The organism is Streptomyces sp. NPDC055287, from assembly GCF_053646035.1.
In genome coordinates this window covers 128,180-152,149 of sequence record NZ_JBSHNE010000008.1, presented here as the reverse complement: position 1 = coordinate 152,149, position 23,970 = coordinate 128,180, and the positions used below count along the sequence as shown (strand labels likewise).

The 23,970-nt window shown below is 71.6% G+C and carries 21 protein-coding genes and 1 tRNA gene; 14 read left to right on the top strand and 8 right to left on the bottom strand.

The window, feature by feature from the left end:
* Positions 1-22: 22 nt before the first annotated feature.
* From trpD to ACWIHY_RS15510, 5 genes are read right to left on the bottom strand one after another with little or no spacing between them, the layout of a single operon-like run.
* The gene (gene trpD, locus ACWIHY_RS15530) at positions 23-1,048 is read right to left on the bottom strand and encodes an anthranilate phosphoribosyltransferase (RefSeq protein ID WP_454376172.1); all 1,026 of its coding nucleotides are present in this window, start codon (positions 1,046-1,048) and stop codon (positions 23-25) included.
* A complete protein-coding gene (locus ACWIHY_RS15525; RefSeq protein ID WP_454376171.1) occupies positions 1,045-1,671 on the bottom strand; it encodes an anthranilate synthase component II in 627 nt (208 codons plus the stop codon). The genes trpD and ACWIHY_RS15525 overlap by 4 nt, the downstream gene beginning before the upstream one ends.
* Positions 1,668-3,176, bottom strand: coding sequence for an anthranilate synthase component I family protein (locus tag ACWIHY_RS15520; RefSeq protein ID WP_454376170.1), 1,509 nt, complete (start codon positions 3,174-3,176; stop codon positions 1,668-1,670). The genes ACWIHY_RS15525 and ACWIHY_RS15520 overlap by 4 nt, the downstream gene beginning before the upstream one ends.
* Positions 3,173-4,447, bottom strand: coding sequence for an ATP-grasp domain-containing protein (locus ACWIHY_RS15515; protein WP_454376169.1), 1,275 nt, complete (start codon positions 4,445-4,447; stop codon positions 3,173-3,175). Before ACWIHY_RS15515 ends, ACWIHY_RS15520 begins: the two co-directional genes overlap by 4 nt.
* A gap of 12 nt (positions 4,448-4,459) precedes the next feature.
* Positions 4,460-5,029, bottom strand: coding sequence for an NADPH-dependent FMN reductase (locus tag ACWIHY_RS15510; RefSeq protein ID WP_454376168.1), 570 nt, complete (start codon positions 5,027-5,029; stop codon positions 4,460-4,462).
* 460 nt (positions 5,030-5,489) lie between these two features.
* Here ACWIHY_RS15510 and ACWIHY_RS15505 point away from each other — a divergent pair, with 460 nt between their 5' ends.
* From ACWIHY_RS15505 to ACWIHY_RS15455, 11 genes are all read left to right on the top strand, one after another.
* Positions 5,490-6,854: a hypothetical protein gene (locus ACWIHY_RS15505; protein WP_454376167.1), complete on the top strand. Its 1,365-nt coding sequence runs from the start codon at positions 5,490-5,492 to the stop codon at positions 6,852-6,854.
* Positions 6,851-8,110 carry an ATP-grasp domain-containing protein gene (locus tag ACWIHY_RS15500; RefSeq protein WP_454376166.1) on the top strand — a complete coding sequence of 420 codons (1,260 nt, stop codon included), beginning with the start codon at positions 6,851-6,853 and terminating at the stop codon, positions 8,108-8,110. The genes ACWIHY_RS15505 and ACWIHY_RS15500 overlap by 4 nt, the downstream gene beginning before the upstream one ends.
* Before the next feature lie 10 nt (positions 8,111-8,120).
* A complete protein-coding gene (locus tag ACWIHY_RS15495) occupies positions 8,121-8,918 on the top strand; it encodes a tryptophan 2,3-dioxygenase family protein (RefSeq protein WP_454376165.1) in 798 nt (265 codons plus the stop codon).
* Positions 8,915-10,153 carry an aminotransferase class V-fold PLP-dependent enzyme gene (locus ACWIHY_RS15490; protein ID WP_454376164.1) on the top strand — a complete coding sequence of 413 codons (1,239 nt, stop codon included), beginning with the start codon at positions 8,915-8,917 and terminating at the stop codon, positions 10,151-10,153. The genes ACWIHY_RS15495 and ACWIHY_RS15490 overlap by 4 nt, the downstream gene beginning before the upstream one ends.
* A complete protein-coding gene (locus tag ACWIHY_RS15485; RefSeq protein WP_454376163.1) occupies positions 10,150-11,460 on the top strand; it encodes a tryptophan 2,3-dioxygenase in 1,311 nt (436 codons plus the stop codon). The genes ACWIHY_RS15490 and ACWIHY_RS15485 overlap by 4 nt, the downstream gene beginning before the upstream one ends.
* A complete protein-coding gene (locus ACWIHY_RS15480; protein WP_454376162.1) occupies positions 11,457-13,118 on the top strand; it encodes an FAD-dependent monooxygenase in 1,662 nt (553 codons plus the stop codon). Before ACWIHY_RS15485 ends, ACWIHY_RS15480 begins: the two co-directional genes overlap by 4 nt.
* A 27-nt stretch (positions 13,119-13,145) precedes the next feature.
* Positions 13,146-14,093, top strand: coding sequence for a branched-chain-amino-acid transaminase (gene ilvE / locus ACWIHY_RS15475; protein ID WP_454376161.1), 948 nt, complete (start codon positions 13,146-13,148; stop codon positions 14,091-14,093).
* 13 nt (positions 14,094-14,106) lie between these two features.
* Positions 14,107-14,886 (top strand): cyclase family protein, encoded by a 780-nt coding sequence (locus ACWIHY_RS15470; RefSeq protein WP_454376301.1) that lies wholly within the window; start codon positions 14,107-14,109, stop codon positions 14,884-14,886.
* A 45-nt stretch (positions 14,887-14,931) separates the two neighbouring features.
* Positions 14,932-16,272, top strand: a complete 1,341-nt coding sequence (locus ACWIHY_RS15465; RefSeq protein WP_454376160.1) for an MFS transporter — start codon at positions 14,932-14,934, stop codon at positions 16,270-16,272.
* A 74-nt stretch (positions 16,273-16,346) separates the two neighbouring features.
* Entirely contained in the window at positions 16,347-16,574 is a 228-nt protein-coding gene (locus tag ACWIHY_RS15460; RefSeq protein ID WP_454376159.1) for a chorismate mutase, read from the top strand.
* Positions 16,571-17,134, top strand: coding sequence for a hypothetical protein (locus ACWIHY_RS15455; RefSeq protein ID WP_454376158.1), 564 nt, complete (start codon positions 16,571-16,573; stop codon positions 17,132-17,134). Before ACWIHY_RS15460 ends, ACWIHY_RS15455 begins: the two co-directional genes overlap by 4 nt.
* A 6-nt stretch (positions 17,135-17,140) precedes the next feature.
* Here ACWIHY_RS15455 and ACWIHY_RS15450 read toward each other — a convergent pair whose 3' ends face one another.
* Positions 17,141-18,172 carry a LuxR C-terminal-related transcriptional regulator gene (locus ACWIHY_RS15450; RefSeq protein ID WP_454376157.1) on the bottom strand — a complete coding sequence of 344 codons (1,032 nt, stop codon included), beginning with the start codon at positions 18,170-18,172 and terminating at the stop codon, positions 17,141-17,143.
* Positions 18,173-18,365: 193 nt separating this feature from the next.
* Here ACWIHY_RS15450 and ACWIHY_RS15445 point away from each other — a divergent pair, with 193 nt between their 5' ends.
* Positions 18,366-18,572 carry a hypothetical protein gene (locus ACWIHY_RS15445; RefSeq protein ID WP_454376156.1) on the top strand — a complete coding sequence of 69 codons (207 nt, stop codon included), beginning with the start codon at positions 18,366-18,368 and terminating at the stop codon, positions 18,570-18,572.
* A 60-nt stretch (positions 18,573-18,632) separates the two neighbouring features.
* Here ACWIHY_RS15445 and ACWIHY_RS15440 read toward each other — a convergent pair.
* Positions 18,633-18,717, bottom strand: a tRNA-Leu gene (locus tag ACWIHY_RS15440).
* A 390-nt stretch (positions 18,718-19,107) separates the two neighbouring features.
* Between ACWIHY_RS15440 and ACWIHY_RS15435 the strand changes: the two genes are divergently transcribed.
* The gene (locus ACWIHY_RS15435; protein ID WP_454376155.1) at positions 19,108-19,884 is read left to right on the top strand and encodes an ABC transporter ATP-binding protein; all 777 of its coding nucleotides are present in this window, start codon (positions 19,108-19,110) and stop codon (positions 19,882-19,884) included.
* Between the two features lie 59 nt (positions 19,885-19,943).
* Positions 19,944-22,490, top strand: coding sequence for an ABC transporter permease (locus ACWIHY_RS15430; protein WP_454376154.1), 2,547 nt, complete (start codon positions 19,944-19,946; stop codon positions 22,488-22,490).
* 77 nt (positions 22,491-22,567) lie between these two features.
* On the opposite strand, the gene ACWIHY_RS15425 is transcribed toward ACWIHY_RS15430, so the two are convergent.
* The gene (locus ACWIHY_RS15425; protein ID WP_454376153.1) at positions 22,568-23,878 is read right to left on the bottom strand and encodes a class I SAM-dependent methyltransferase; all 1,311 of its coding nucleotides are present in this window, start codon (positions 23,876-23,878) and stop codon (positions 22,568-22,570) included.
* Positions 23,879-23,970: the final 92 nt, after the last annotated feature.

The window sequence follows — 23,970 nt, the reverse complement described above, 5'->3', positions numbered from 1 at the left end:
GCTCCTTGTTCGCGTCGCGGTGTCATGCGGCTGCCCGGGCGGCCGGCCGGGCGCCCGCCGCCACCCAGCTGTCCAGGACACCGGCCGCGGAGCCGCTGTCGATGGCCCCGGCGGCCCGGGCGATGCCCGCGTGCCAGTCCTCGCACTGTCCGGCCGCGCGCAGTGCGGCGGCCGTGTTGAGCAGCACGATGTCCCGGCGCGGGCCTGGTTCGCCCGCCAGAATGCGGCGTACCGTCTCCGCGTTCTCAGCGGCGCCGCCGCCCCGCAGGTCCGCCAGGGTGGCGCGGGCGAGGCCCAGTTCGGCGGGGTCGAGCCGGTAGGAGGTCGTCCTGCCGTCGGTCAGTTCGACCACGCGCGAAGGCGAGCAGGTGCTCAGCTCGTCCAGGCCGTCGTCGGCGCAGAACACCAGGGCGCGCTCGGTGCCGAGCCGGTGCAGGACCTCGGCCATCACTTCGAGCAGGGCCGGGTCGGACACCCCGAGGGTCTGGTAGCGGGCGCCGGCCGGGTTGCAGAGCGGTCCCAGGACGTTGAAGACGGTCCGTACGCCCAGCTCCCGGCGGGGCCCGGCCGCGTACCGGAAGGCGGGCTGGAAGACCGGCGCGAACAGGAAGGTGATGCCGACCTCCGCCAGGCAGGCCGCGGCCTCCGCCGGGCCCAGGTCGATGCGTACGCCCAGCGCTTCGAGGACGTCGGCGCTGCCGCAGGCGGAGGAGGCGCTGCGGTTGCCGTGTTTCGCGACCGGGACCCCGCAGGCCGCGGCGACGACGGCCGCGGTGGTGGAGATGTTGAAGGTGTCGTGACCGTCGCCGCCGGTGCCGCAGGTGTCCAGGACCCGGCCGTCGCCGGTCAGACGGGCTCCGAAGGCGCGGGCGGTGGCGACCAGTCCGACGATCTCCTCGATGTCGGCACTCCGGGCGGACAGCGCCATGGCGAAGCCGGCTATCTGGCCGGGGGTGGCTTCCCCGCCGAGTACGGCGGCCATGGCCCGGCCGGCCTGATCACGGGTCAGCCGGCGGCCTTCGGCCAGGGTGCGCAGTGCGGTTTTCACCGGACCCCCTCGAGTGGGTGTGAGTGGAGCTGTTCGACGGACTGGACGAAATTGACCACGATGCGCATGCCCTGCTCGGTGAGGACGGACTCGGGGTGGAACTGCACCCCGTACGTCGGGTGGGTGCGATGGCGCAGCCCCATGACCGTGCCGTCCTCGGCCCAGGCGTTGGCGAGGAGCTGGTCGGGCATGCTCACGCGGTCGACGGCGAGCGAGTGGTAGCGGGTCGCGGTGAACGGGTCGGGCAGGCCGGCCAGAACGCCGGTGCCGTCGTGCCGTACGCGCTCCGTCTTGCCGTGCACCGGGCCGACCCGGACCACTTCGGCGCCGAATGCCTCGGCGATGGACTGGTGACCGAGGCAGACGCCGAGCAGGGGCAGGCGGCCGCTGAGGTCGCGGACGGCGGCGAGGCTGACGCCGGCCTGGCCCGGGGTGCCGGGGCCGGGCGAGATCAGGACGGCGTCGTGGGCGGCGAGTTCGCCGGTGGTGACGCTGTCGTTGCGGTGGACGACGGGTTCGGCACCGGCCTGCGCGAGGTACTGGACGAGGTTGTACGTGAAGGAGTCGTAGTTGTCGACGACGGCGACCCGGACACGGGCCGGGACACGGGCCGGGCGGCTCATGCGGAGGCCTCCGCCCGTTCCACGGCGGCGAAGAGGGCCTGCGCCTTGTTGAGGGTCTCGCGGTACTCGGCGGCCGGGTCGGAATCGGCGACCACCCCGGCCCCGGCCTGGACCCAGGCGTTCCCGTCGGCGATGACCAGGGTGCGCAGGGCGATCGCCGTGTCCAGGCTGCCGCCGGTGCCGATGAAGCCGAGCGCACCGCCGTAGACGCCGCGCCGCTCGTCCTCCAGCTCGGCGATGATCTCCATGGCACGGATCTTGGGGGCGCCGGAGACGGTGCCGGCCGGGAAGGTGGAGCGCAGCGCGTCCAGCGGGGTAAGGCCGTCGGCGAGGTCTCCGCTGACGGTCGACGACAGGTGCATGACGTGCGAGTAGCGCTCGACCTCCATCAGCCGGTCCACGCGTACGGTGCCGGGCGCGGCGATCCGGCCGATGTCGTTGCGGCCGAGGTCCACGAGCATGACGTGCTCGGCGCGTTCCTTCTCGTCGGCGAGGAGTTCGGCCTCCAGGGCGGCGTCGGTCGCGGCGTCGGTGCCGCGCCAGCGGGTGCCCGCGAGCGGGCGGGTCTGCGCCCTGCCGTCCTCGACCTTCACCAGCAGTTCCGGGGAGGCACCGATGACGTGCCGGCCGCCGCCCAGGGCGAGGTGGAACATGTACGGCGACGGGTTGACGGCGCGCAGGTGGCGGTAGACGTCGAGGGGTTCGGCGGCGAGCGGCTTGCTGAACCGCTGGGAGAGCACGACCTGGAAGATGTCGCCGGCCCGGATGTACTCGCGCGCGGTTTCGACCATGTCGAGGAAGCGTTCCTCGCTGGTGTGGGTGCGCCAGGCCGAACGGTCCTGCTGTTCGGCGGTACGAGTGGGCGCGAGCGGTCTCGCCCCGGGACCGCCCGGACCGTGGTGCGGGTGCGGCTGGTCGGTGAACAGCCGGTCGCGGGTGGCGGCGAGCCGGCCGACGGCGTCCTCGTACGTCTCGGCGGCGGTGTCGTGGAGCGTGGTGATCAGCAGCCGGCGGGTGGCGTGGTCGAACACGACCAGGTCGTCGGACTGGAGGAACACCGATTCGGGCATGCCGGGGCCGGGTCCGGCGGCCGTGGGGAGGCTCTCGAAGTGGCGGGCGCTCTCGTAACCGAGGTAGCCGACGGCGCCGCCGTGGAAGGGCGGCAGCCCGGGGACGCGTGCGACGTCCCGGTCGGCGAGTGGCCGGAGCGCGACGAGCGGGTCGCCGTCGCCGAGCGGGACGGGGCGGGTCCGGTGTGCGATGTACGAGTAGCGGCCGACCGCGATGCTGTTGTCGGTCCCGATGACGCTCTCCAGCAGCAGACCGGGGCCTTCCAGGCCGGGGCCGCACAGCCGGGCGAACGCGGTGACCGGGGAGAGGGTGTCGGCGAGCAGCTCGATGTAGAGCGGAACGTAGGCGTGCGCGGCGGCCAGCACCTGTGCCGCGCCGGGGCCGGGAACGACACCCGCGACGGCAGGGGCGGAAACGGCGACGGGAGCGGTCACGCGCCGGCCTCCGCTCTCGGGAGCGGGTCCGTCGTACGGTCCACGACGGCTGCGGCCCGGTCCAAAGCCTGCCCGCAGGCGCCCTCGTCCGGTCCTACGGCGACCAGCGCGGCGAGCCTCGGGATGGCTTGACGGGGCGGCAGCAGCAGCCGGTCGCCGGGCTCGGCGAGGACAGCGGTGTGCGCGATGCCGGGTACGGCCGCGGCATCGGCGAGGTCGAGCGCGCGGGCCTGGCCGTCGGTGTCGGAGTAGACGAACCGGACCTCGGCGGTGCGCGCACGGGTCGGGGTGAGGTCGGGGAGCCGGCCGAAGGACAGCTCGGCGGCGGCCCTGACCAGGTCGATGCCGGTGGCGAAGGAGCTGATGAAGGGGATGAGGTCGCCGCCGAGCCGGGCATTGAGCTCGATGAGACGCGGGCCGCGGGAGGTGAGGCGGACCTCGGCGTGGGTCACGCCCGTGGTGACGCCGAGTACCTGGTGGGCGGCGGTCACCAGCGCGCGGACCTCGTCCGCCCGCGGTTCGTCGTACGTGGCGGTGACGAGGTGGCCGATCTCCTCGAAGTACGGCGCGAAACCGAGCCGCTTGCGGGCGATGTGGACGATGTGGACCTCGCCGTCGTGGACGGCGCTGTCGATGCTGATCTCGGGGCCGTCGAGGTACTCCTCGACGAGGATGCCGTGGCCGGTGGGGAGCGTGGCGAAGGCGGCGCCGTCGGCGAGCGCGAAGGCCTGCCGCACCTGACTCTCGTCGTCGGCACGGGTCACCCCGATGCTGCCGGCGAGGGCCCGGGGCTTGAGGACCACGGGGTAGCCGAACTCGTCCGCGGCGGCGACGGCTTGGTCCGCGGTCGTGACGAGCCGGTGGCGGACGGCGGCGAGGCCGGCCTCGGACATCAACGAGCGGGTCGCGTACTTGTCGCGGCAGTGGCGGGCCGCCTCGGCGGACAGTTGCGGCAGCCCGAGCTTGGCGGCGGCCTCGGCGGTGGCCTCGACGGCGGTCTCGTCCCAGGTGAGTACGGCGACCGAGGAGCCGACGGGGCCGGCGAGGAAGAGAACGGCGTCGGCGATGGCGACCGGGTCGGACACGTCGGTGACGACGTACGAGTCGAGGTACTCGCGCTGCCAGGTGGGCTCGGCGGAGAGCACCGCGGAGAGCCTGTAGTGCGCGTGCAGGGACTGGAAGGAGTACTCACGGTACGGGCGGCCGCCGCTGCCGACGACGACCAGGCGCTCGGCGTGGACAGGCACGGACTGCAGGGACGGTGCGGTCATGGCTGCTTCCTCTCAGACCTGGGCGGGGCCGGCGCCGGTGTCGGCGAGCAGCTTGGCCAGTTCGTCCAGCACGCAGGTCAGTTCGCCGTCGAGACCGGCCGGGGCCCGGAACCCGTCGGGGCCGGTCAGCTCCGCGATGCCGGGGACGGAGATGCTGCGCTCGGCGGGGCGGAAGCCGATGCGGGCGAGGATCGGGCGGAGCGCCTCGACGGCGGGTACGCCGCCGGAGGGGCCGGCGGTGTAGCTGAGGAGGGCGACCGGCTTGTCCTGCCACTCCTGGTGAAGGAAGTCGACGGCGTTCTTCAGGGGGGCGGTGAACGTGCCGTTGTACATCGGCATCACGAAGACGTAGGCGTCGGCGCGGGAGACCGTGGCGCTCCAGTCCTTGGTGTGCTGGTGGACGTACGCGGCTTCGGAGGGGTGCTCCGGCTCGTCGAAGAAGGGCAGGCCGATCTCGGCGAGGTCGACGGTCTCGATGTCGAAGCCGCCGTGGCGGCGGGCTTCCCCCGTGGCCCAGGCGGCGACGGAGGGGCCGACGCGGCCGGGGCGGGTGCTGGCGATGATGAACTGAAGGCGGGGCATGGCGTGTTCTCCCTTGCGGACGGTCCGGTGTCACCGCGGATCGTCCGGAGGGTCACGGGCCTCCTGGAACGAGCAGTAGATAAGCAGCAGCCCGTGCGGAGCGCAACCGGCGCCGTCCTCCGTCCCCGCCGTTCGCCCGGTTCCGTCCCGTTCTGACCGCCGGGACCCCCCTGGCGTATTCACGACAGCCGTAAACGCGCAGCCCGGGCGGCGGCGCCGACGGCCGACGGCGGTGCCACAGTGAAATCACGTCACCGCGGATCGCTCCACCGCCTGAATTCCACACCTTCTTGAGCGTGCGAGCTCTTTTGCCTACGAGACCTCTCCGGCTCTCCTCGCTTCTTCGCATCTCGCATCTCGCATCTCGATTCTTCGCCTTCCTCAAGTTCCCGGATTTCCCCGGCATTCCGGCGCCGCCGCGATCCGGCACGCCCCGATCCGGAAGAAATGGAGACCGCCCATGGAGAATTCAGCCACCGTCCGCTATCTCACGGAAGCAGCGCAACCGGACAGCGGGCTGCGCACCCTGACCTCGCGGGCCGCTGTCCCGGCGGAGTACGAGAAGTCCTACGGACACGTCCTGCTGCCCCGCCCGATCTTCGTCTCCGAGCGGGAGATCGGCGCCTTCGCCGACGACCTCGCGGCGGTCTTCCGGATTCTCGTCTCGCTGCCGCGTCGCTGCTTCGACGGCGACCTGAACCGCTACGGCGCGGCCATCGGGCTGCCCGAGGAGCTGGTCGAGGTGATGAGCGAGGGCGCGACCGGCGACCCCCTGCTGTACGCCCGCGCCGACGCCTTCCACGACGGCAACGGCTTCCGGCTGCTGGAGCTCAACGTCGGCAGCGAGCTCGGCGGCGTTGACATCGCCCAGCTCAACCGCGCCTTCCTCGACGTCCCCGCCTTCCGCGCGTTCGCCGAGGCCAACAGCCTGCGCCACACCGACACCATGGACCACCTCGTGGCCGAGCTGCGTGCGGCGGCCGCCGGTGTCGAGGGCGCCGACCCGGTGAGCCCGGTGGTGGCCCTGATCGAGGGCCCGGACGCGCTCGGCGACCACGACGGTGTCTTCCTCTCCATCCAGGAGGACATGCGGGGGCACGGCATCGAGCTGCTGCTCGGCGAGGTCCAGGAGCTGGCCGAGGGCGCGAGCGGCAAACTCGCCCTGCACGGCCGCCCCGTGGATGTCGTCCTGCGGTACTTCGCCGCCGGCCAGATCGCCGGCCACCCGGTCGCCCGTGCCGCCCTGACGCGGGTCAACCGCGCCCACGCAGCCGGCCGTACCGCCCTGTTCACCCCGCTCGAAGGGGCCCTGTTCACCAGCAAGGCCGCGCTCGGCCTGCTGTACCGGCCGGCCGTCCGCGCCGCACTGGCCGACGCAGAGCGGGAGCTGGTCGACCGGGTGCTGCCGCGCACCTGGGTGCTCGGCACCGAAGGCTCCGAGGACGCTCTCGCCCACGCCCGGGCGCACCGCGCCTCGCTCGTCCTCAAGCCGGGCATCGGCTACAGCGCCGACGGCGTCGTCATCGGCCGCGATGTCAGCGACGCCGAGTGGGAGGAAGCCCTGGCGGTGACCGCCGTACGGGACTACGTGGCACAGGAGTTGGTCGTACCGGCCCTGGAACCGGTCGTCGACCCGGAGACCGGGCGCACCGGGGAATGGGTCGCGAACTGGGGGATTTTCGTCACGCCCCAGGGATTCGGTGGCGCATTCTGCCGCGCCCTGCAACCGCAGGACGGCGCCGTGATCACGTACGCCAATCCCGGAACCCGCGGCACCTGCGTATTCACCTACCCGGAAGCCGAATTCGAGGAGTCCCGCATATGACCGACCGTCCGCACATTGTCGTGATCAACCGCTGGCGCGAGCGATACGCGGAATTCACCAGCTACGTCGACCACATCGAGAACCGGGTCAGTTATGTGACCACCGAGGTCGGCACCGGTTCCGTACCGGCCGAGGCCCACGAGGTCGTACTGGTACCCGCCACCGACGACCTGGAGCGGGTCCGCGCCGAGGTCCGCGCGCTCGCCGCCCGGCACGGCGCGCCCGCCGCGATCGTCGCCCTCAAGGAGGACGACCTGCTGGTCGGCGCCGCGCTCCGCGAGGAGTGGGACGTACCCGGCCCCCGCCAGCCGTCGCAGATCGTCTTCCGCGACAAGTACGTGATGTGCAGGGCCGTCGCGGACGCCGGCCTCGACGTGCCGGCCTTCGCCGCCGCCACCGACACCGCGGCGGTACTCGCCTTCGGCGCGGCCGCAGACTGGCCGGTCATCGTCAAACCGCGCACGGGCAGCTCCAGCGCCGGTGTGGTCCGGGTGGACGGCCCCGAACAGGTCACCGGCCTGGACCTGGACAGCGAACCGATGTTGGTACAGGCCTTCGTGGAGGCCGCCATTTCCCATGTGGACGGCGTCTTCGACGGGCAGCGGCTGCTGGCCTGGCGTGCCTCCCGGTACCTCAACACCTGCCTGGGCTTTCGCGGCGGCACCTTCCTCGGCTCCGTCGAGATCGACGACCCGGAGGTCAACGAGGCGATCGACCGGGCCGCCACCGCCTACCTCGGCGCGCTGTCCCCGGGCCGCGCCACCGTCTTCCACCTGGAGCTCTTCCTCGACCGGGACGAGAACGGCCGTACGGTCTGCCGCTTCCTGGAGTGCGGCGCCCGCGTCGGCGGCGCCGAGATCCCCTTCCTCTGGCGCGAGGTGCACGGCTACGACCTGATGCACGCCGCCTGGCAGCTCCAGCTGGACCGCCCGCTGCCGCCGGTGCCGCGGAAGGCCGCCGCGCCGTACGCCGCCGGCGAGGTGGCCGGCTGGATGCTCGTGCCCGCTCCGGCCGACCGGCCCTGCCGGATCACCGAATCCACCTCCATGACCGGCCGCGCCGAAGGCCCGTACGCCGAGGTCGTGCTGCACCCGGGCGAGGTACTGCCCGACGCGGACGCCTACTACGAGCACGTCGGCGGCCGCTTCCGGTTCCGGGCCTCCGACGGCGCCGCCACCGAGGCCGCCATCACCGCCACCGCCACGGACTTCCGGGTGTGCGCCGAGCCGCTCGCGCTGTCCACCACGAACGCCTGACAGGAGCACCGTGTCCAACGACTACTCAGTTCCCGTACTCGACGGAGAAGGGGACAACGACTACACGCGCTACATGCGCACCGACGCGCTGCTCTCGCTCCAGCGCCGCCCGGAGGACATGATCCACCGGGACGAGATGCTCTTCCAGGTCGTGCACCAGTCGACCGAGCTGTGGCTGAAGCTCGCCTGCTACGAGGTCGCCGAGGCGGGCCGGCAGCTCGACGCGGGGCAGATGGACACCGCGGCCCGGCTGCTGGGACGCGCCTCTCTCGGCGTACGCATGACGGCCGACCAGCTGGAGATGATGCGGCATCTCGCCCCCGCGGACTTCCAGATCATCCGCCCCATCCTCGGCCACGGCTCGGGTTTCGAGTCGCCGGGCTGGAAGGCGGCCCGGGTGGTCAGCCAGGACCTCGACAAGTCCTTCCGCCGGCTGATCGAGGCGCGCGGCACCGACCTCGTGGAGGTCTACAACAGCGGTCAGGACACCCCCGAGTACCGGCTGGCCGAGGCGATGATCGACTGGGACGAGCGGATCTCGCTGTGGCGCACCCAGCACTACAAGATGGCCACCCGGATCATCGGCCACTCCGTGGTCGGCACGAAGGGCGCGCCGGTCGACTTCCTGGCCAAGCTGATCGGCCACAAGTTCTTCCCGCACCTGTGGGAACTGCGGACCGAGCTGACCCTGTCCGGCCCCATGGGCGACGCAGAACCGGCTCCCGAGTACGCCGAGGAGGCCGCGCCGCCGGTCTGCCCGGTGACGGGAGGCGGGAACGCGCCCCCCGTCGGGACGAGTACGGCATGAGCCGCGGCAGCGCGGCCACCGCGCCCGCCCCGGCCCCCATGGCCCCCGCCGTCGCGCCCGTCACGGCCGCGGCCTTCCGCCGCGGCTTCCCGATGCTGGAGCGGACGGTCCACCTGGCCAGCTGCAGCCTCGGTGCCCGGTCCGACGCCGTCGACGAGGCGCTGGAGCGGATGCAGGAGGCCATCACGGCCCACGGTGCCCCGTGGGCCCGGTTCGAGCAGGAGATCGAGGAGGCCCGGCAGCGCTTCGCGGCCCTCATCGGCGCCGGCCCGGACCAGATCGCGATCCTGCCCAACGCCTCCGTCGGCGCCTACCAAGTGGTCTCCACGCTCTCCCTGGAGACCCGGGTCGACATCGTCACCACCGTCGAGGAGTTCCCTTCGGTCGCGCACGTCTGGCTCGCCCAGCGGCCGCGCGGCGCCCGGGTGATCTTCACGGGCGACCAGCACACCGGCCGCATCCGGCCCTCCGACTACACGGCGGCCCTGGGCGACGGCACCGCGCTGGTGTCGGTCCCGATGTCCACCTACCAGTTCGCCGAGCGGCCGCCGGTCGCGGAGATCGTCGAGGCCGGCCGGGCCGCCGGGGCGCTGACCTTCGTCGACGCCTACCAGGCCGTCGGGGTGATGCCGGTGGACGTCGCCGACATCGGCTGCGACTACCTCGTGGCGGGGACGATGAAGTACCTCGCCGGACTCCCCGGCCTGGCCTTCCTCTACGCCCGCTCCGGCCTGACCAGTGATCAGGACCCGCAGCTCACCGGCTGGTTCGGGCGGGTGGAACCGATGGCGTTCGACCCGTTGCGGCTCGACTTCCCGGCCATCGCCCGGCGCTTCGAGACCGGCACCCCCGCGGTGCCCGCCGTGTACGCCGCCAATGCCGCGCTCGACCTGTTCCGGGACGTCGACCCGGCCGACGTACGGCGGCACATCGGCGCCCTGATCGACCGCACCGCGCGCACCCTCGTCGCCCAGGGCGAACGGGTCCGCAAGGCCGAGAGACCGGAACTGCAGGGCGCCCACCTCGGCCTGTACGACGCCGACCCGCGCGCCCTCACCGGCTGGCTCGCGGGCCAGGGCATCGCCGTCAGCCCACGCGGTCCCGTCGTCCGCCTGTCCTTCCACTACTACAACTCCACGGACGACGTGGAGGCCCTCTGCCAGGCCATGCGCGAGTTCCGCGCGCTGACCGGCCCCGCCCCCGTCCCGCTCCCGAAGGTGAGACCCGCAGCGTGAAAGAGCTGACCGACTGGCTGGCCGATCCCATTCCCAGCCGGTTTCCGTACCCCGCGGTGATCCACGAGTTCCACCGCGTCGGCAAGCACTTCGTCCCGGACGAGATCCTGAAGTCCCTGGCCCTGGCCAGGGAGCGGCTCGCCCCCGTGGCGCCCACTCCCGCCGGCACGGCCCCCCGGCTGCTGCTCGACCGGTTCCTGGACACGGCACTCGACAAGTGGGACGGCCGGTACGACTACCCCACGTACACCTCGCTCAGCGTGCTCGGCCTGCCGACCGCCGACGACGGACCGGCCGCCACCGCGGCCGCCCGGGTCACCCGGGACCGGCTGACGGTGCAGCTCCTGGCCGACCTGCTGCGGTTCGAGCTGGCGGCCGCCGAGGGGCGCACCGCGTGGCTCCCGGAGATGCGGCCCGACGCCCGGCTGGTGGAGAAGCGCTGCCGGCTCGCCGTCCGGGTGGCGAAGCCCGCGCTGGTCAGGCTCGGGTACGGCGAGCGGCTCACCGCCGCCGAGCCGGCCCAGCAGGCCGCCCAGCTGTGGGAGTTCGTCGACGGCGAGCTGCTGGACCCGCACGAGCGCCAGGTACTGAAGCTCAGCCTGCTGCCGGTCTACATATCGCACGACGAGCACATGTTCATCCGGGTGCTGCAGACCTTCGAGACCACCTTCGCGCTGCTGGCCCTGAGCATCCGTACGGCCATCGGCGACCTGGACGGCGCCCGGACCACGGACGCGACCGGACACCTCGCGGTCGCCGAGACCGTGCTCGCCGAGTCGGCCCCGCTGTTCTCGCTGCTGGCCACCATGCAGGTCGAATCGTTCCGCACCTTCCGCGAGTTCACCGACGGCGCCAGCGCCATCCAGTCACGCAACTACAAGCTGGTCGAGTCCCTGTGCCGGGTCCCCGACCAGGACCGGCTGGACTCCTCCGCCTACCGCTCCACCCCGGAGGTGCGCGGGCGGATCCTGGCCGGTCAGCCCACCCTCGACGACGCGTGCGGCGCGGCCCTCGCGGACACCCGCTTCAGCGCCGCCGACCGCGAGCTGCTGACCGCCTCCATGCTCGGCTTCGCCGGCGCCCTGCGCCGCTGGCGCCAGACGCACTACCGGATCGCCGTCCGGATGCTCGGCACCCGCTCCGGCACCGGCGCGACCGAAGGCACCCCGTACCTCAGCTCGGTACGGAAGATCCCTGTCTTCCGCAGCGTCACCGAAACGCCCGACGCCGACGCCACGGACACCGACGCTCCCACCGACACCCCCACCGACACCGCACCCCGTACAGAGAGAGGAAAGGCAGCATGAACAGCGACCTGATCCCGGTAGGCATCGTCGGTGCCGGTCCCGTCGGCATGGCCCTGGCCGCCCGCCTCGCCTCCTTCGGCATCCCGAGCGTCCTCTTCGAGCGCGACCCCGAGCTGCGCAGACAGGGCTCCAAGGCCTGCCTCATCCAGGGTGATGTGCTCGAAGTACTCGACAAGTTCGGCTGCGCCGAGACCATCGGCGCCGAGGGCGTCACCTGGACCACGGCCCGCACCTATGTGCGCGGCAAGGAGATCCGCGCCGCCGAGTACCCGCGCCGGATCGGCTACGGCCCGTTCGTGAACATCTCCCAGTACCGCATCGAGCAGCTCCTGCTGGAGAAGGTCGAGGCCGAGCCGCTCACCGAGGTCCGCTGGGCCCACGAGATCACCGGCGTCGAGCAGGACGGCGACACGGTCACCGTCCTCGCCGACACCCCGGACGGCCCGCGCGACTACCGCTGCCAGTACGTGGTCGCCTGCGACGGTGTCCGCAGCCCGATGCGCAAGCTCACCGGCGTCGAGTGGACCGGCTACAGCCACCAGGACCGCTTCCTGATCACCGATCTGAAGGTCAGGCTGCCGCTCGCCAAGGAGCGCCACTTCCACTACGACCCGCCCTTCAACCCGGGCCGCCAGCTCGTCATGCACCCGCAGCCCAACGACATCTGGCGCATCGACTGGCAGCTCGCCCCCGAGACCGACATCGAGGCCGAGCGCGCCGACGGCCGCTTCGACGCCCGCGTCCGCGCCGTCATCGGCGACGTCGACTACGAGATCGACTGGCTGTCCACCTACCGCTTCCACCAGCGCGTGGTCGACGCGTTCCGCATCGGCCGGATCTTCTTCGCCGGCGACTCCGCCCACTCCCTGCCGCCGTACGGCTCCCGGGGCATGAACAGCGGCATCCAGGACGCCGACAACCTCGCCTGGAAGCTGGCCCTGGTCATGCAGGGCAAGGCTGAGGACTCGCTCCTCGACACCTACCACGACGAGCGTTACGCCGCCGCCAAGGAGAACCTCGCCGTCACCGAGGCCACCATCAAGTTCATGGTGCCGCCGAACCTGGTGCGCCGGCTCGCCCGCAAGGTGCTGCTGTCCCTCTCCCGGCCGTTCCAGGGCGCCCGCGACAAGGTCAACAGCGGCAGGATGGCCGAGCCCCACACCTACGTCGACTCACCCGTCGTCGAACCCGTCGGCCGCCACCCGCTGATGGGCGCCTTCGCCCCCGACGCACGGATCGACGCCCCCGGCGCCACCCGCGTCCGCGAGCTGTACGGCGCCGGCTTCACCGGGCTGTACTTCGCCCCGGACCGGGACACCGCGCGCGCCTTCGCCGAGCGGGCGCTCGCCGACACCCGCGGTCTGACCGCGAACCTGATCGTGGTCCTGCGCGAGGGCGAACTGGCCGTACCGGCCGCCGGTCCCGCCGCGGACCTGCCCGACGGCGTCACCGTGCTGCGCGACCGCGACAGCGTGCTGCGCGAGGCGTACCGGGCCGACGAGGGCACCTGCCTGGTCGTCCGCCCCGACGGACACATCGGCGCACTGGCCGACGCCGGCCGCCCCGAGACGTTCGGCGCCACCCTCGCCCGCTGCGCCGCGGCCACCGCTCCCGCCGCCGCCCCGGCCGCCGCGCCGCGCGTGCCCGCCGCCGTCTGACCCCCCTACCCCGCGCAGGAGCACGAAGTGACCACACCCGAACTGCCCACCCACGCCTGGCTCAACGGCACCGTCGTCGACTGGGACCAGTGCACCGTCCACGCCCGCTCCCAGGGAGCCTTCTGGGGCGCCAACGTCTTCGAGGGGCTGCGCGCCTACCGCCGCCCCGACGGTGACGGCCTCGCGGTCTTCCGGATCGACGAGCACCTGGCCCGGCTGCGCCGCTCGATGAAGAGCCTGCGCATGGAGATCGACTTCTCCGACGAGCAGCTGAAGCAGGGCGTACTCGACGTCCTGGAGGCCAACCGCTTCGACGAGGACGTACACATCTGCGTCGTCTCGTACTTCAACATGGGTCCGAACGCGGACCCGCTCAGCCACACCGAGGACGCCGGCGTCCACATCACCTCCACCCGCGCCCCGCGCGGCCGGGGCTTCGAAGACGGCCTGGCCGCCACCGTCTCCTCCTGGCGCCGCATCAGCGACGACTCCATGCCGCCGCGCATCAAGGCGGGCGCCAACTACCACAACAGCCGTCTCGCCCACCACGAGGCCATCCGCAACGGCTACGACACCACGCTCCTGCTCAACCAACGAGGCAGCGTCTCCGAGGCCCCCGGCTCCTGCGTGGCGATGCTGCACGACGGCAAGCTCGTCACGCCGCCCGGGACCAGCGGCGTCCTCGAAGGCATCACCGTCGCCACCATCGGCGAGCTCGCCCGGCGGGAACTCGGCATCCCCATGGAGCGCCGGGAGATCGACCGCACCGAGCTCTACACCGCCGATGAGATCTTCGTCGCCGGCACCCTCGCCGAGATCGCCCCCGTCACCAGCCTCGACCGCATACCGGTCGGCGACGGGAGCCCGGGCGTGATGGTCCGCAAGCTCCAGGACCTGTACGACGCGGTGGTCAGGGGCCGGCACCCCGAGTACCGGCACTGGTCCACCATCGCCCGCACCACCGGGGGGAAGTGACATGCCCGCCGACATGGACACCCAGCCCTCCAGCCCGACCGCCCCCCTGCTGACCGGCCTGCTCGACGGCTCCGTGGAGGTCGTCGACCTCACCTCGCCGCTGTCCGAGGAGACCCCCCTGATCCAGCTCCCGCCGGAGCGCGGTCAGCCGTGGGCCTTCGAACGCGAGGTCATCAGCCACTACGACGAGGCGGGACCCACCGTCTACTGGAACAACATCCGCCTCTCCGAGCACACCGGCACCCACTTCGACGCCCCCATCCACTGGCTCACCGGCAAAGACCTCGACGACGTCTCCCAGGTCCCGCCGCAGCGCCTGGTCGGCCCCGCCTCCGTACTCGACTTCTCCGCGGAGGCGGCCGCCGACCCCGACTTCCTCCTGGAGCGCCATCACGTCGAGCGCTGGCAGGAGCGGCACGGTCCGCTCGCCGCCGGCGGCTGGCTGCTCTACCGCACCGGCTGGGAGTCCCGGCAGGTCTCTCAGGAGACCTTCCTCAACGACCGGCACACGCCCGGCATCTCCCCCGCCTGCGCCCAGTGGCTGGCCGAGGAGACCGAGATCATCGGCGTCGGCGTGGAGACGGTCGGCACCGACGCCGGGCAGGCCGGGGAATTCCAGGACCAGCCGTACCCCTGCCACTGGTACTTCCACGGCGCGGACAAGTACGGCATCACCCAGCTCCGCAACCTGCACCGGCTCCCCGCACAGGGCGCCGTCCTGATCGCCGCGCCGCTGCCCATCGTCGGCGGTTCCGGCAGCCCGGCGCGGGTGCTCGCCCTCGTGTCCCGCTGACCGCTGCCGCTGATCCCGCTGATCCCACGGAAGGTTCGTACGCCCATGCTCCGGACGCCCGACGGCCTGGCCGCGCTGCGCCGCAGGTCGGTCAACCGCATCCTGGTCCTGCACGGCCTGTCGTCGTTCTGCTACGGCATGGTCTTCCCCTTCATCGGCATCCACCTGGCCGCCCAGCCGGACATCGGCACCGCCGGAGTCGCCGTCTACTACGGCGTCTCCGGTCTGGCCAACCTGGCCGTCTCGCTGCTGCTCGCCTCGGCGGCCGTACGGCTCCCCCGGCACGCTCTCGGCATCGCCGGCCTGCTGCTCTGGCTCAGCTGCTTCCTCCTCCTGACCCGGGGCGACAACCTGGCCACCGCCGCGGCCGCGGCGGTCCTGGGCGGTGCCGGGCAGGGCTGCTTCATGGCCGCGATCATCCCGATCGTCAACTCCCTTGTGCCGCCCGAGGAGCGCCGTCAGGTCTTCGCCCGCCGCTACCAGATCCTCAACGCCACCCTGGCGGCCGGCTCACTGCTGGCCGGCCTCCTCCTCACCGTCTTCTCCCGGGAGGCCATCACCTGGCTGCTCGTTGCGAACGCGATCGGGTACCTGCCCGTGGCTCTCGCCCTCGGGCTGGCCCGCAAGGTCCCCGAGATCGCGGAGCCGACGGAGACAACGGAGACCGCCGGGACCGCCGCCTCCGCGGAGACCACCGCGTCCGCCGGGACCACGGACGCGCAGGCCTCCGGCAAGTCCACCGGAGCGGCCGTCTCCGCCCTCGGCACCGGCATGCTCATCAAGGTCGCGCTCGGCGCCGCGCTCTTCCAGTTCGGCGCCTACCTGATCGGCTACAGCCAGTTCGAGGCGACCGCCCCTCTGGTCGCCGACCACCTCATGGACACGGGCATCGGCTGGATCTCCGTGATGCTCACCCTCAACGTCGTGGTCATCGTGTCCGTCCAGCGGCCGGTCACCAAGCTGCTGGAGAAGCGCCCCGAGGAACACGGGCTGCGCCTCGCGGTCGCCCTGTGGGCCGCCGGCCTCGTGGTGGCCGGCCTCACCGCCTTCGGCCCGGGGCCGGTGCGGCTCACCGGACTCCTCGCGTACGCCGTCCTCTTCGCCCTCGGCGAGTGCGCGTACTCCTGCTCCTTCCATCCCTGGCTGATCTCCAAAGTTCCCGACCGCGAACTCACCCGCGCCAGCGCCCTGTGCAACTCGATGATGGGCGTCGGCATGTTCTTCGGCCCCTCGATCGGCGTCGCGCTGATCTCCCTCGACCACGCCGCCTGGGTGTGGCTGCCACTCGCCGCGCTCTGCGGCCTCGTCGCCCTCACCACCGTGCGCCGCAAGACGCGCGGCGCCGCCTCCGCCCCCGCGGACCCGGATCTCGTACCCGCCGGCTGACCCCACCGACCTCACGGACCCCACCGACCCCACCGACCCCACGCGCCGACCACGAAACGGAACTGGAGCCCACCATGTCCGACGACATCGCCACCCTCGATCAGCAGATCATCCAGCTCGTCGGCCGCCGCGCGGCCGCCGCCCGGCAGCAGACCCACGCCCGCGTGAGCTCCGGCAGCTCCCGGACCTCGCTCGCCGAGGAGAACGTGGTCATCGACCGCTACAGCGAGGAACTCGGCCGGCCTGGGGTCAACCTGGCCCTTCTGGTGCTCGGCCTCTCCGACCGGCTGCCGACCCGGTGACCCCCGTCCACGCCGCCGCCCCTGTGCTGGGCCTGCGCTGTTTCGTGTACGTCCGTACGCCCGGCCCGGACGCCCGGCAGCCCTGGCTGCTCGGCGTCCTGCCCGGCGGCGGTCTCGAACTGCCCAGCGAGCACCTGCCCGGGGACGCCGACCCGGCCGACGCGGCGCTGGGCGCCGTGGCCCGGCTCACCGGCCGGGCCCCTTGCCTGGTCATCCCGCCGGTGCCGCCGCTGGGGCAGCCCGGGGCGGCCGGGGCGGTGTTTCCCCCGCCGTGGTGGATCCGGGCGCCGCACAGCGGCCCCTACGAGAGCGAGTACGAGTACGTGATGACCCTGCCCGGCGCCCCGCCGGGCGGCCTGGACTGGCTGGAACTGGCCGTCGCCCGCGCCCGGGCACACGCCGAGGACGACGAGAACCTGCACGTCGCGACGGCGCTCGGCACGGTCCTGGAGCCGCTGCTCGAAGGACAGATCACCCCGAGCGTGGTCCGCGCACTGACCCTCGGACACAGCCGCCGGGGCGTCGGCCGGCCCCGGAGCGCGGCCGCCGCGCCGTGGTGAGCCGCCCTAGGTGACCGCGCCCGCCTCCACGGGCGGGGCGCCCCCCTTGTCCAGACCGATCAGATAGCCCGTCTGGAAACGGCTCTTCGCGTCGAGCGACCGCATGATCTCGGCGACGTGGCGCTGCACGGTCCGCACCGACATGCCCAGGCGGCGGGAGATGACCTTGTCGTCCAGCCCCTCGGTGAGCAGCCGGACGATCGACTGGCGCAGATCGTCGGAGACCTGTTTGGCCCACTCGCGGTCGAAGCCCACCGGGAAGGGTTCGGCCGCCCGCCAGGCGGTCTCGAAGGAGGACACCATGAACGCCACGAGGTTGGGCTCGTACACGACGACAGCGTGGGCGGAGTCGCCCTGCACGCTGACCACGGCCGCCTTGCGGTCGTAGATCAGCATCCGGTCGGGGCCGTCCGCAAGGGTCCGCACTTCGGCCCCGCGCTCCATCATCCACTCGGCGAACTCCACCGTGTGCTGGCTGTAGCGGGCCGGGTGCTGGTAGATCGAACGGCTGCTGACCCCGCGGTCCAGCAGCCGGCCCATGCTGCCACGCGCCTTGAGCAGCGCCTCCGGGTCCCTGGCGCCGCCCGGCTGCACGTGGAGCGCCTCGGTCCGGCAGCTGTCCGTCAGCTGGTCGATCAGCCGCCGTACGTCGGCGAGATCGGTCAGCAGTTCCACTTCCCTGGACTGCTGGCGCTGCCGGCCGTTCTGGTAGCAGGGGCCCAACGCGGCCAGGGCCGTCCGTATGCGCTCGACGCTCTCCGACTGCTGGCGTATCTCGTGCTCCATCGGCCACAGCAGCTGGCCGGCCGCGAACTGCGGCGAGACCACGGTCAGCCGGTCCGGGTGTTCGGCGTCCCGCCGCAGCAGCCGCATGCCCTCCAGCCGCTGCACGGCCGAGAAAAGTTCCGTCTCGTCCATGCCCAGCGTGCAGCGGGCCTCCGACGGCGTGAACGAGGCGACCCCGGACGCGTACTCGTAGAGCCTCAGGCCGTCGGGGGTCAGCTCCGCGGCCGCGGCCCCCTCCTCCAAGTACTCCATCGCCTTCCACCCTTCGTGTTTGCGACAGGCGTGAATACAGCGGGTCAGATGCTCTGCCGAGCTGCCGTCAATCACGGCAAGCTGACGGCGTCAAAGGCAGCCGGAACCTACGGCCAGACCTGAAACAGCGGCACAACGACGCACAGCGACGCCCTGTCTGACCCCATCAGGATTCTCACAAAGGACACTCCACATGCAGTCGTTCTCTGCTCGAATCGCCCTGATCGTCTCTGGTTTCGCCGCGGCACTGGCGCTCATTATCGGTCACTCCGCCGTCGAGTCCACCCCTGACCGGGTCGTTGCCGACAACGGCTGGTCGAACCCCGGCCCGGCGGTCCTGCTTGACAACGGCTGGTCCGCCACCGGCCCCGCGACGCTGCTCGACAACGGCTGGTCCTAGACCAGTCCTTCCGGACGATCGTCACCGGCTCCGGTACCCGAGAAGGGCCCGTACGAAGGCTGGTGCCCGGAGCCGGACTTGAACCGGCACGCCCCGAGGGGCAGCGAGGTTTAAGCTCGCCGTGTCTGCATTCCACCATCCGGGCAAGGTGCGCGGCTCCGCAATTCGCGGGTCAGAGCCTATCCGGACGCTTCCCCCGAACAGCGGAACACCCGGGCGATGTTGTCTTATTTTATTGATGCCTGAGGGTGTGTCAGCACGCGTAATGCGCTGTAGGCACATGCCGGGCGCGGTGGACGGGCGCAAGGGGCCGCCTGCGGGAAAGGCGCAAACTCGACTGCGCGCGCCCTCGCCGGGGTCCGGGACGGCCCCTGGCAGCACGTCGGGGACGACGTCATACCAAAGGAGGACGGGCGTGCCCGGCGATGCGACTCAAGAGGGCCACACGAACGGGCACGAGGGCTGATCCGCGGGCGCCGGCCGGACGGGACGATGAAGGGGTCCCTTCAAACGTCCCCGACAGGAGTGCCCTCTCGTGACCACCACCCCCACCGCCACCGCCCACCGCGCCACCGCGGTGGCCGCACGCGCCACGGAGCTTTCCAAGGTCTACGGGCAGGGCGAGACCCAGGTCGTCGCCCTGGACCGCGTCACGGTCGATTTCCGGCAGGGCGAGTTCACCGCGATCATGGGCCCCTCCGGCTCCGGCAAGTCGACGCTGATGCACTGCGTCGCGGGGCTCGACTCCTTCAGCTCCGGCTCCGTACGGATCGGCGAGACCGAGCTGGGCACCCTCAAGGACAAGCAGCTCACCCAGCTGCGCCGGGACAAGATCGGCTTCATCTTCCAGGCGTTCAACCTGCTGCCGACGCTGACCGCCGCCGAGAACATCACGCTGCCGATGGACATCGCCGGCCGCAAGCCCGACAAGGACTGGCTGAAGACGGTCATCGACATGGTCGGTCTGTCCGACCGCCTCAGCCACCGGCCCACCGAGCTCTCCGGCGGCCAGCAGCAGCGAGTGGCCGTGGCGCGCGCCCTCGCGAGCCGGCCGGACATCGTCTTCGGTGACGAGCCGACCGGAAACCTCGACTCGCGCTCCGGCGCCGAGGTCCTCGGATTCCTGCGCAACTCGGTCCGCGAGCTGGGCCAGACCGTCGTCATGGTGACGCACGACCCGGCAGCGGCGTCGTACGCGGACCGTGTGATCTTCCTGGCCGACGGCCGGATCGTCGACGAGATGCTCAGCCCGACCGCGGACGGCGTCCTCGACCGGATGAAGGAGTTCGACTCCAAGGGCCGCACCAGCTGATCCGCTGGTCAGACCGCCCTCACCTCTCCGGCCGCCCCCACCCCAGGACTGACAGAATCATGTTCCGTACCGCCCTGCGCAATGTGCTCGCGCACAAGGCCCGGCTGTTGATGACGGTGCTCGCCGTCATGCTCGGCGTGGCCTTCGTCTCCGGCACCCTCGTCTTCTCCGACACCATCGGCAACGCCTACAAGAACAAGTCGGCGAAGAGCTTCGACCATGTGTCGGTCGCCGTCCAGCCCGACCACTCCGCCGACTCCTCCGGCGGGGACGGCCAGAACGCCAAGCAGCAGCCCCGGCTGACCGACGCCCTGCTGAAGAAGATGCGGGAGCTCCCCGGAGCCTCGTCCGTCATCGGCGACATGTCCGGTTTCACCGCGCTCGCCGACAAGAACGGCAAGCTCGTCGGCCAGAACTGGGGCACCATCGGCGCCAACCACTTCCCGGGGGCCGACGGCAAGGACTCCCGCTACACCTTCACCGACGGAACGGCGCCCCGGAAGTCCGGCGAGATAGCGCTCGACAGCCGCACCGCCGAGCGCACCGGCTACAAGGTCGGCGACACCGCCCGGCTGTCCACCGACGGCCCCGTGTCGCGCCAGACGGTCAGCGGCATCTTCGACACCTCCAACGGCAATGTGGTCGCCGGCGGCAGCCTGGTGCTGTTCGACAACCACAGCGCGCGCAAGATGCTCGGCAAGACCGAGTACGACGAGATCGACATCAAGGCGGCCGCCGGCACGTCCCAGGCGGACCTCAAGAGCGCGGCGAAGAAGGTCCTGCCGGAGAACACCACCGCCGTCACCGGTGACACCCTCGCCGACGAGCAGGACCGGATGATCGCCGAGCAGACCAGCGCGCTGAGCCAGACGCTGCTGTACTTCGCGGCCATCTCGCTCTTCGTCGGCATCTTCATCATCGCCAACACCTTCACGATGCTGGTGGCCCAGCGCACCAAGGAACTGGCGCTGATGCGGGCCATCGGTGCCTCGCGCCGCCAGGTGACCCGTTCCGTACTGACCGAGGCGTTCCTCGTCGGCCTGATCGCCGCGGTGACCGGCTTCGCCGTGGGCATCGGTGTGGCGGTCGGCCTGCGGTCGCTGATCAACTCGATCGGCGCCTCGCTGCCGGACGGTCCGCTGGTCGTCGCCCCGACGACGATCCTCGTCGCGCTGGTCATCGGTGTGGTCGTGACCATGCTCGCCGCCTGGCTGCCCGGCCGCCGGGCCGCGAAGATCCCGCCGGTCGCCGCGATGAACAGCGTGCACGCCACGCCCACCGTGCGCGGTCTGGTCGTACGCAACACCATCGGCTCGGTCATCGCCGCACTCGGGATCGGCGCCCTGTTCATGGGCGTCTCCACCGGCGGCACCGACGGCATGCCGTTCATGGCGCTGGGCGCCGGGCTGATCCTCATCGGCGTCATCGTGCTCACGCCGCTGCTGTCGCGTCCCGTGATCGCCGCCGCCACGCCCCTCCTGAAGCCGTTCGGCGTCACCGGGAAGCTGGCCCGCCAGAACTCGCTGCGCAATCCGCGCCGTACGGCCTCCACCGCCGCCGCGCTGATGATCGGGCTCACCCTGATCACGGCCATGACGGTGATCGCGACCTCGATGCAGAGCGCCATCAACAAGATGGCGGCGGACTCCCTGAAGTCCGACTACACCGTCTCCATGGCCAACTACCAGCCGCTCTCCCCCGAGGTGAACAAGAAGCTGGCCGCCCTCCCCGACGTCGAGGCGAGCAGCCCGCTGCGCGTCGCCTACGGAGAGGTCGACGGTACGTTCACGAGGATCGCCGGCGTCGACGAGAAGCACATCGGCCGGCTGCTGAACCTCGACTTCACCAGCGGTTCGCTCGATGCCCTGACCGCCGGCACCACGATCGTGGACCACGACACCGCCGACCGCGAAGGCCTGACGGCGGGTGACACCACCACGGTCAAGTTCGACGACGGCAAGTCGGCCCGGCTGAAGGTCGCGGGTGTCTACCGCGAGAACGACATGCTCAACGGTCTGTTCACGCCGACCGCCGTGGTCGACCCGCACCTGGAGAAGACCGCCGACGAGCAGGTCCTGCTCAAGATGAAGGACGGCCCCTCCGACCGGGCCGAGGACTCCATCGTCAAGGCGCTCGGAGAGAACCCCGCCATCAAGATCCAGGACAAGCAGTCCATCAGCGACGAGGTCGGTGGTGCCATCAACCTGATCCTCAACATGCTGTACGGGCTGCTGGCGATGGCCGTCCTGATCGCGGTGCTCGGTGTCATCAACACGCTGGCCATGTCGGTGTTCGAGCGCAGGCACGAGATCGGCATGCTGCGGGCCATCGGCCTGGACCGGTCGAAGGTCAAGCAGATGGTGCGGCTGGAATCGGTCGTCATCTCCCTGTTCGGCGCGGTGCTCGGCATCGGCCTCGGGATCTTCCTGGGCTGGGCGGCGGGCAGCGGCATCAGCGACTCGGTGAAGACGTACACCATGCAGATCCCGTTCGGCCGGATCGCGGTCTTCCTGGCGCTGGCCGCGCTGGTCGGTGTGCTGGCCGCGATGTGGCCCGCCCGCAGCGCCGCGCGGCTGAACCCGCTGGCGGCGATCAAGGCCGAGTAGAACCGGCCGGCACGACAGACGCGGTACGCACACGGTGAAGGGCCGGCCCACGGAGGGCCGGCCCTTCACCGTGGCCGTTACCGGACCACCGGATTCCAGGTCCGGGCGCGCAGTGGCATCCCCGACGCACCGCCCTCCCCCGGCCGTACGGCGAGGACCTGATTGACGCCGATCTTGTTGTGCTCGAAGGAGAGCGCGGAGGCCGCCATGTAGAGCTTCCAGACCCGGGCCCGCCCGCGCGAGGTCGCCCGCACCGCCGCCGCCCAGTTCGCCTCCAGGTTGGCCACCCACTGGCGCAGCGTCAGGGCGTAGTGCTCGCGGATCGACTCGACGTCGCGCACCTCGAAGCCCGCGTCCTCCAGCGTCCCCACGGTCCGGCCGACCGGTGCGAGCTCGCCGTCCGGGAAGACGTACGCGTCGATGAACTCGTCCACGTGGTAAGCCTCTTCGTTCGGCTCGGGGCGCCGCGCGATCTGATGGTTCAGCAGCCGGCCGCCCGGCTTCAGCAGGGCGAACAGGTCGTCGGCGTACTCCCCGTACTGGACCGACCCGACGTGCTCGGCCATCCCGATCGACGAGATGGCGTCGTACGGACCGTCCCTGACGTCCCGGTAGTCCTGCACCCGGATCTCGACGCGGTCGGTCAGTCCCTCGTCGGCGATCCGCTTGCGGGCGTACGCCGCCTGCTCCTTGGACAGCGTGACGCCGGTGACGTGGGCGCCGTACTCGCGCGCCGCGTGGATCGCCATCGAGCCCCAGCCGCAGCCCACGTCCAGCAGCCGCGTCCCTTCCCGCAGGGCCAGCTTGCGGCTGATCAGGTCGAGCTTGGCGTACTGGGCCTCCTCGAGGGTCAGCCCCTCGGCGGAATCGTCGAAGTACGCGCACGAGTAGACCATCGAGGGGCCGAGGACCAGCGCGTAGAAGTCGTTGCCCACGTCGTAGTGGTGACTGATCGCTTCCTTGTCACGGCGTTTGGTGTGCAGCGGTCCCGTGCGGCGTCTGACCTCTTCGGCGGGCGGGGGCGGCGGCGGCCAGGGCCCCGCGACAGCGATCAGGCCGCGGGCGGCGGCGCGCAGGCGGGGGTCGCGCACGGGGTGGACGATGGACTTGGTCTCGGCGCCGCGCTCCCAGAGCAGCCCGGCGACGCGGTCGAGGGCCTCGTACACGTCGCCCTCGATGTCGAGCTCACCGGCCACCCAGGCGCGTGCCAGGCCGAGTTCCCCGGGCTTCCACAGCAGGCGGCGCAGCGCGCGGCGGCTGCGGACGACGAGGACCGGGGCGTCGGAAGGGCCGGACTCACTGCCGTCCCAGGCGCGGATACGTACAGGTAGTGGGGTTCCGAGGAGTTCCTCGGCAATCGTGGTCAGCCGCAGGGCGGCGTCGGCCATGGTGCACACCTCCGTGACAGTGTTGCCCGGATCACTGAGCGTTCACCCCAGATAACACCGCCGGACACCCCGCAGCATCCCGGTGCCGGGCA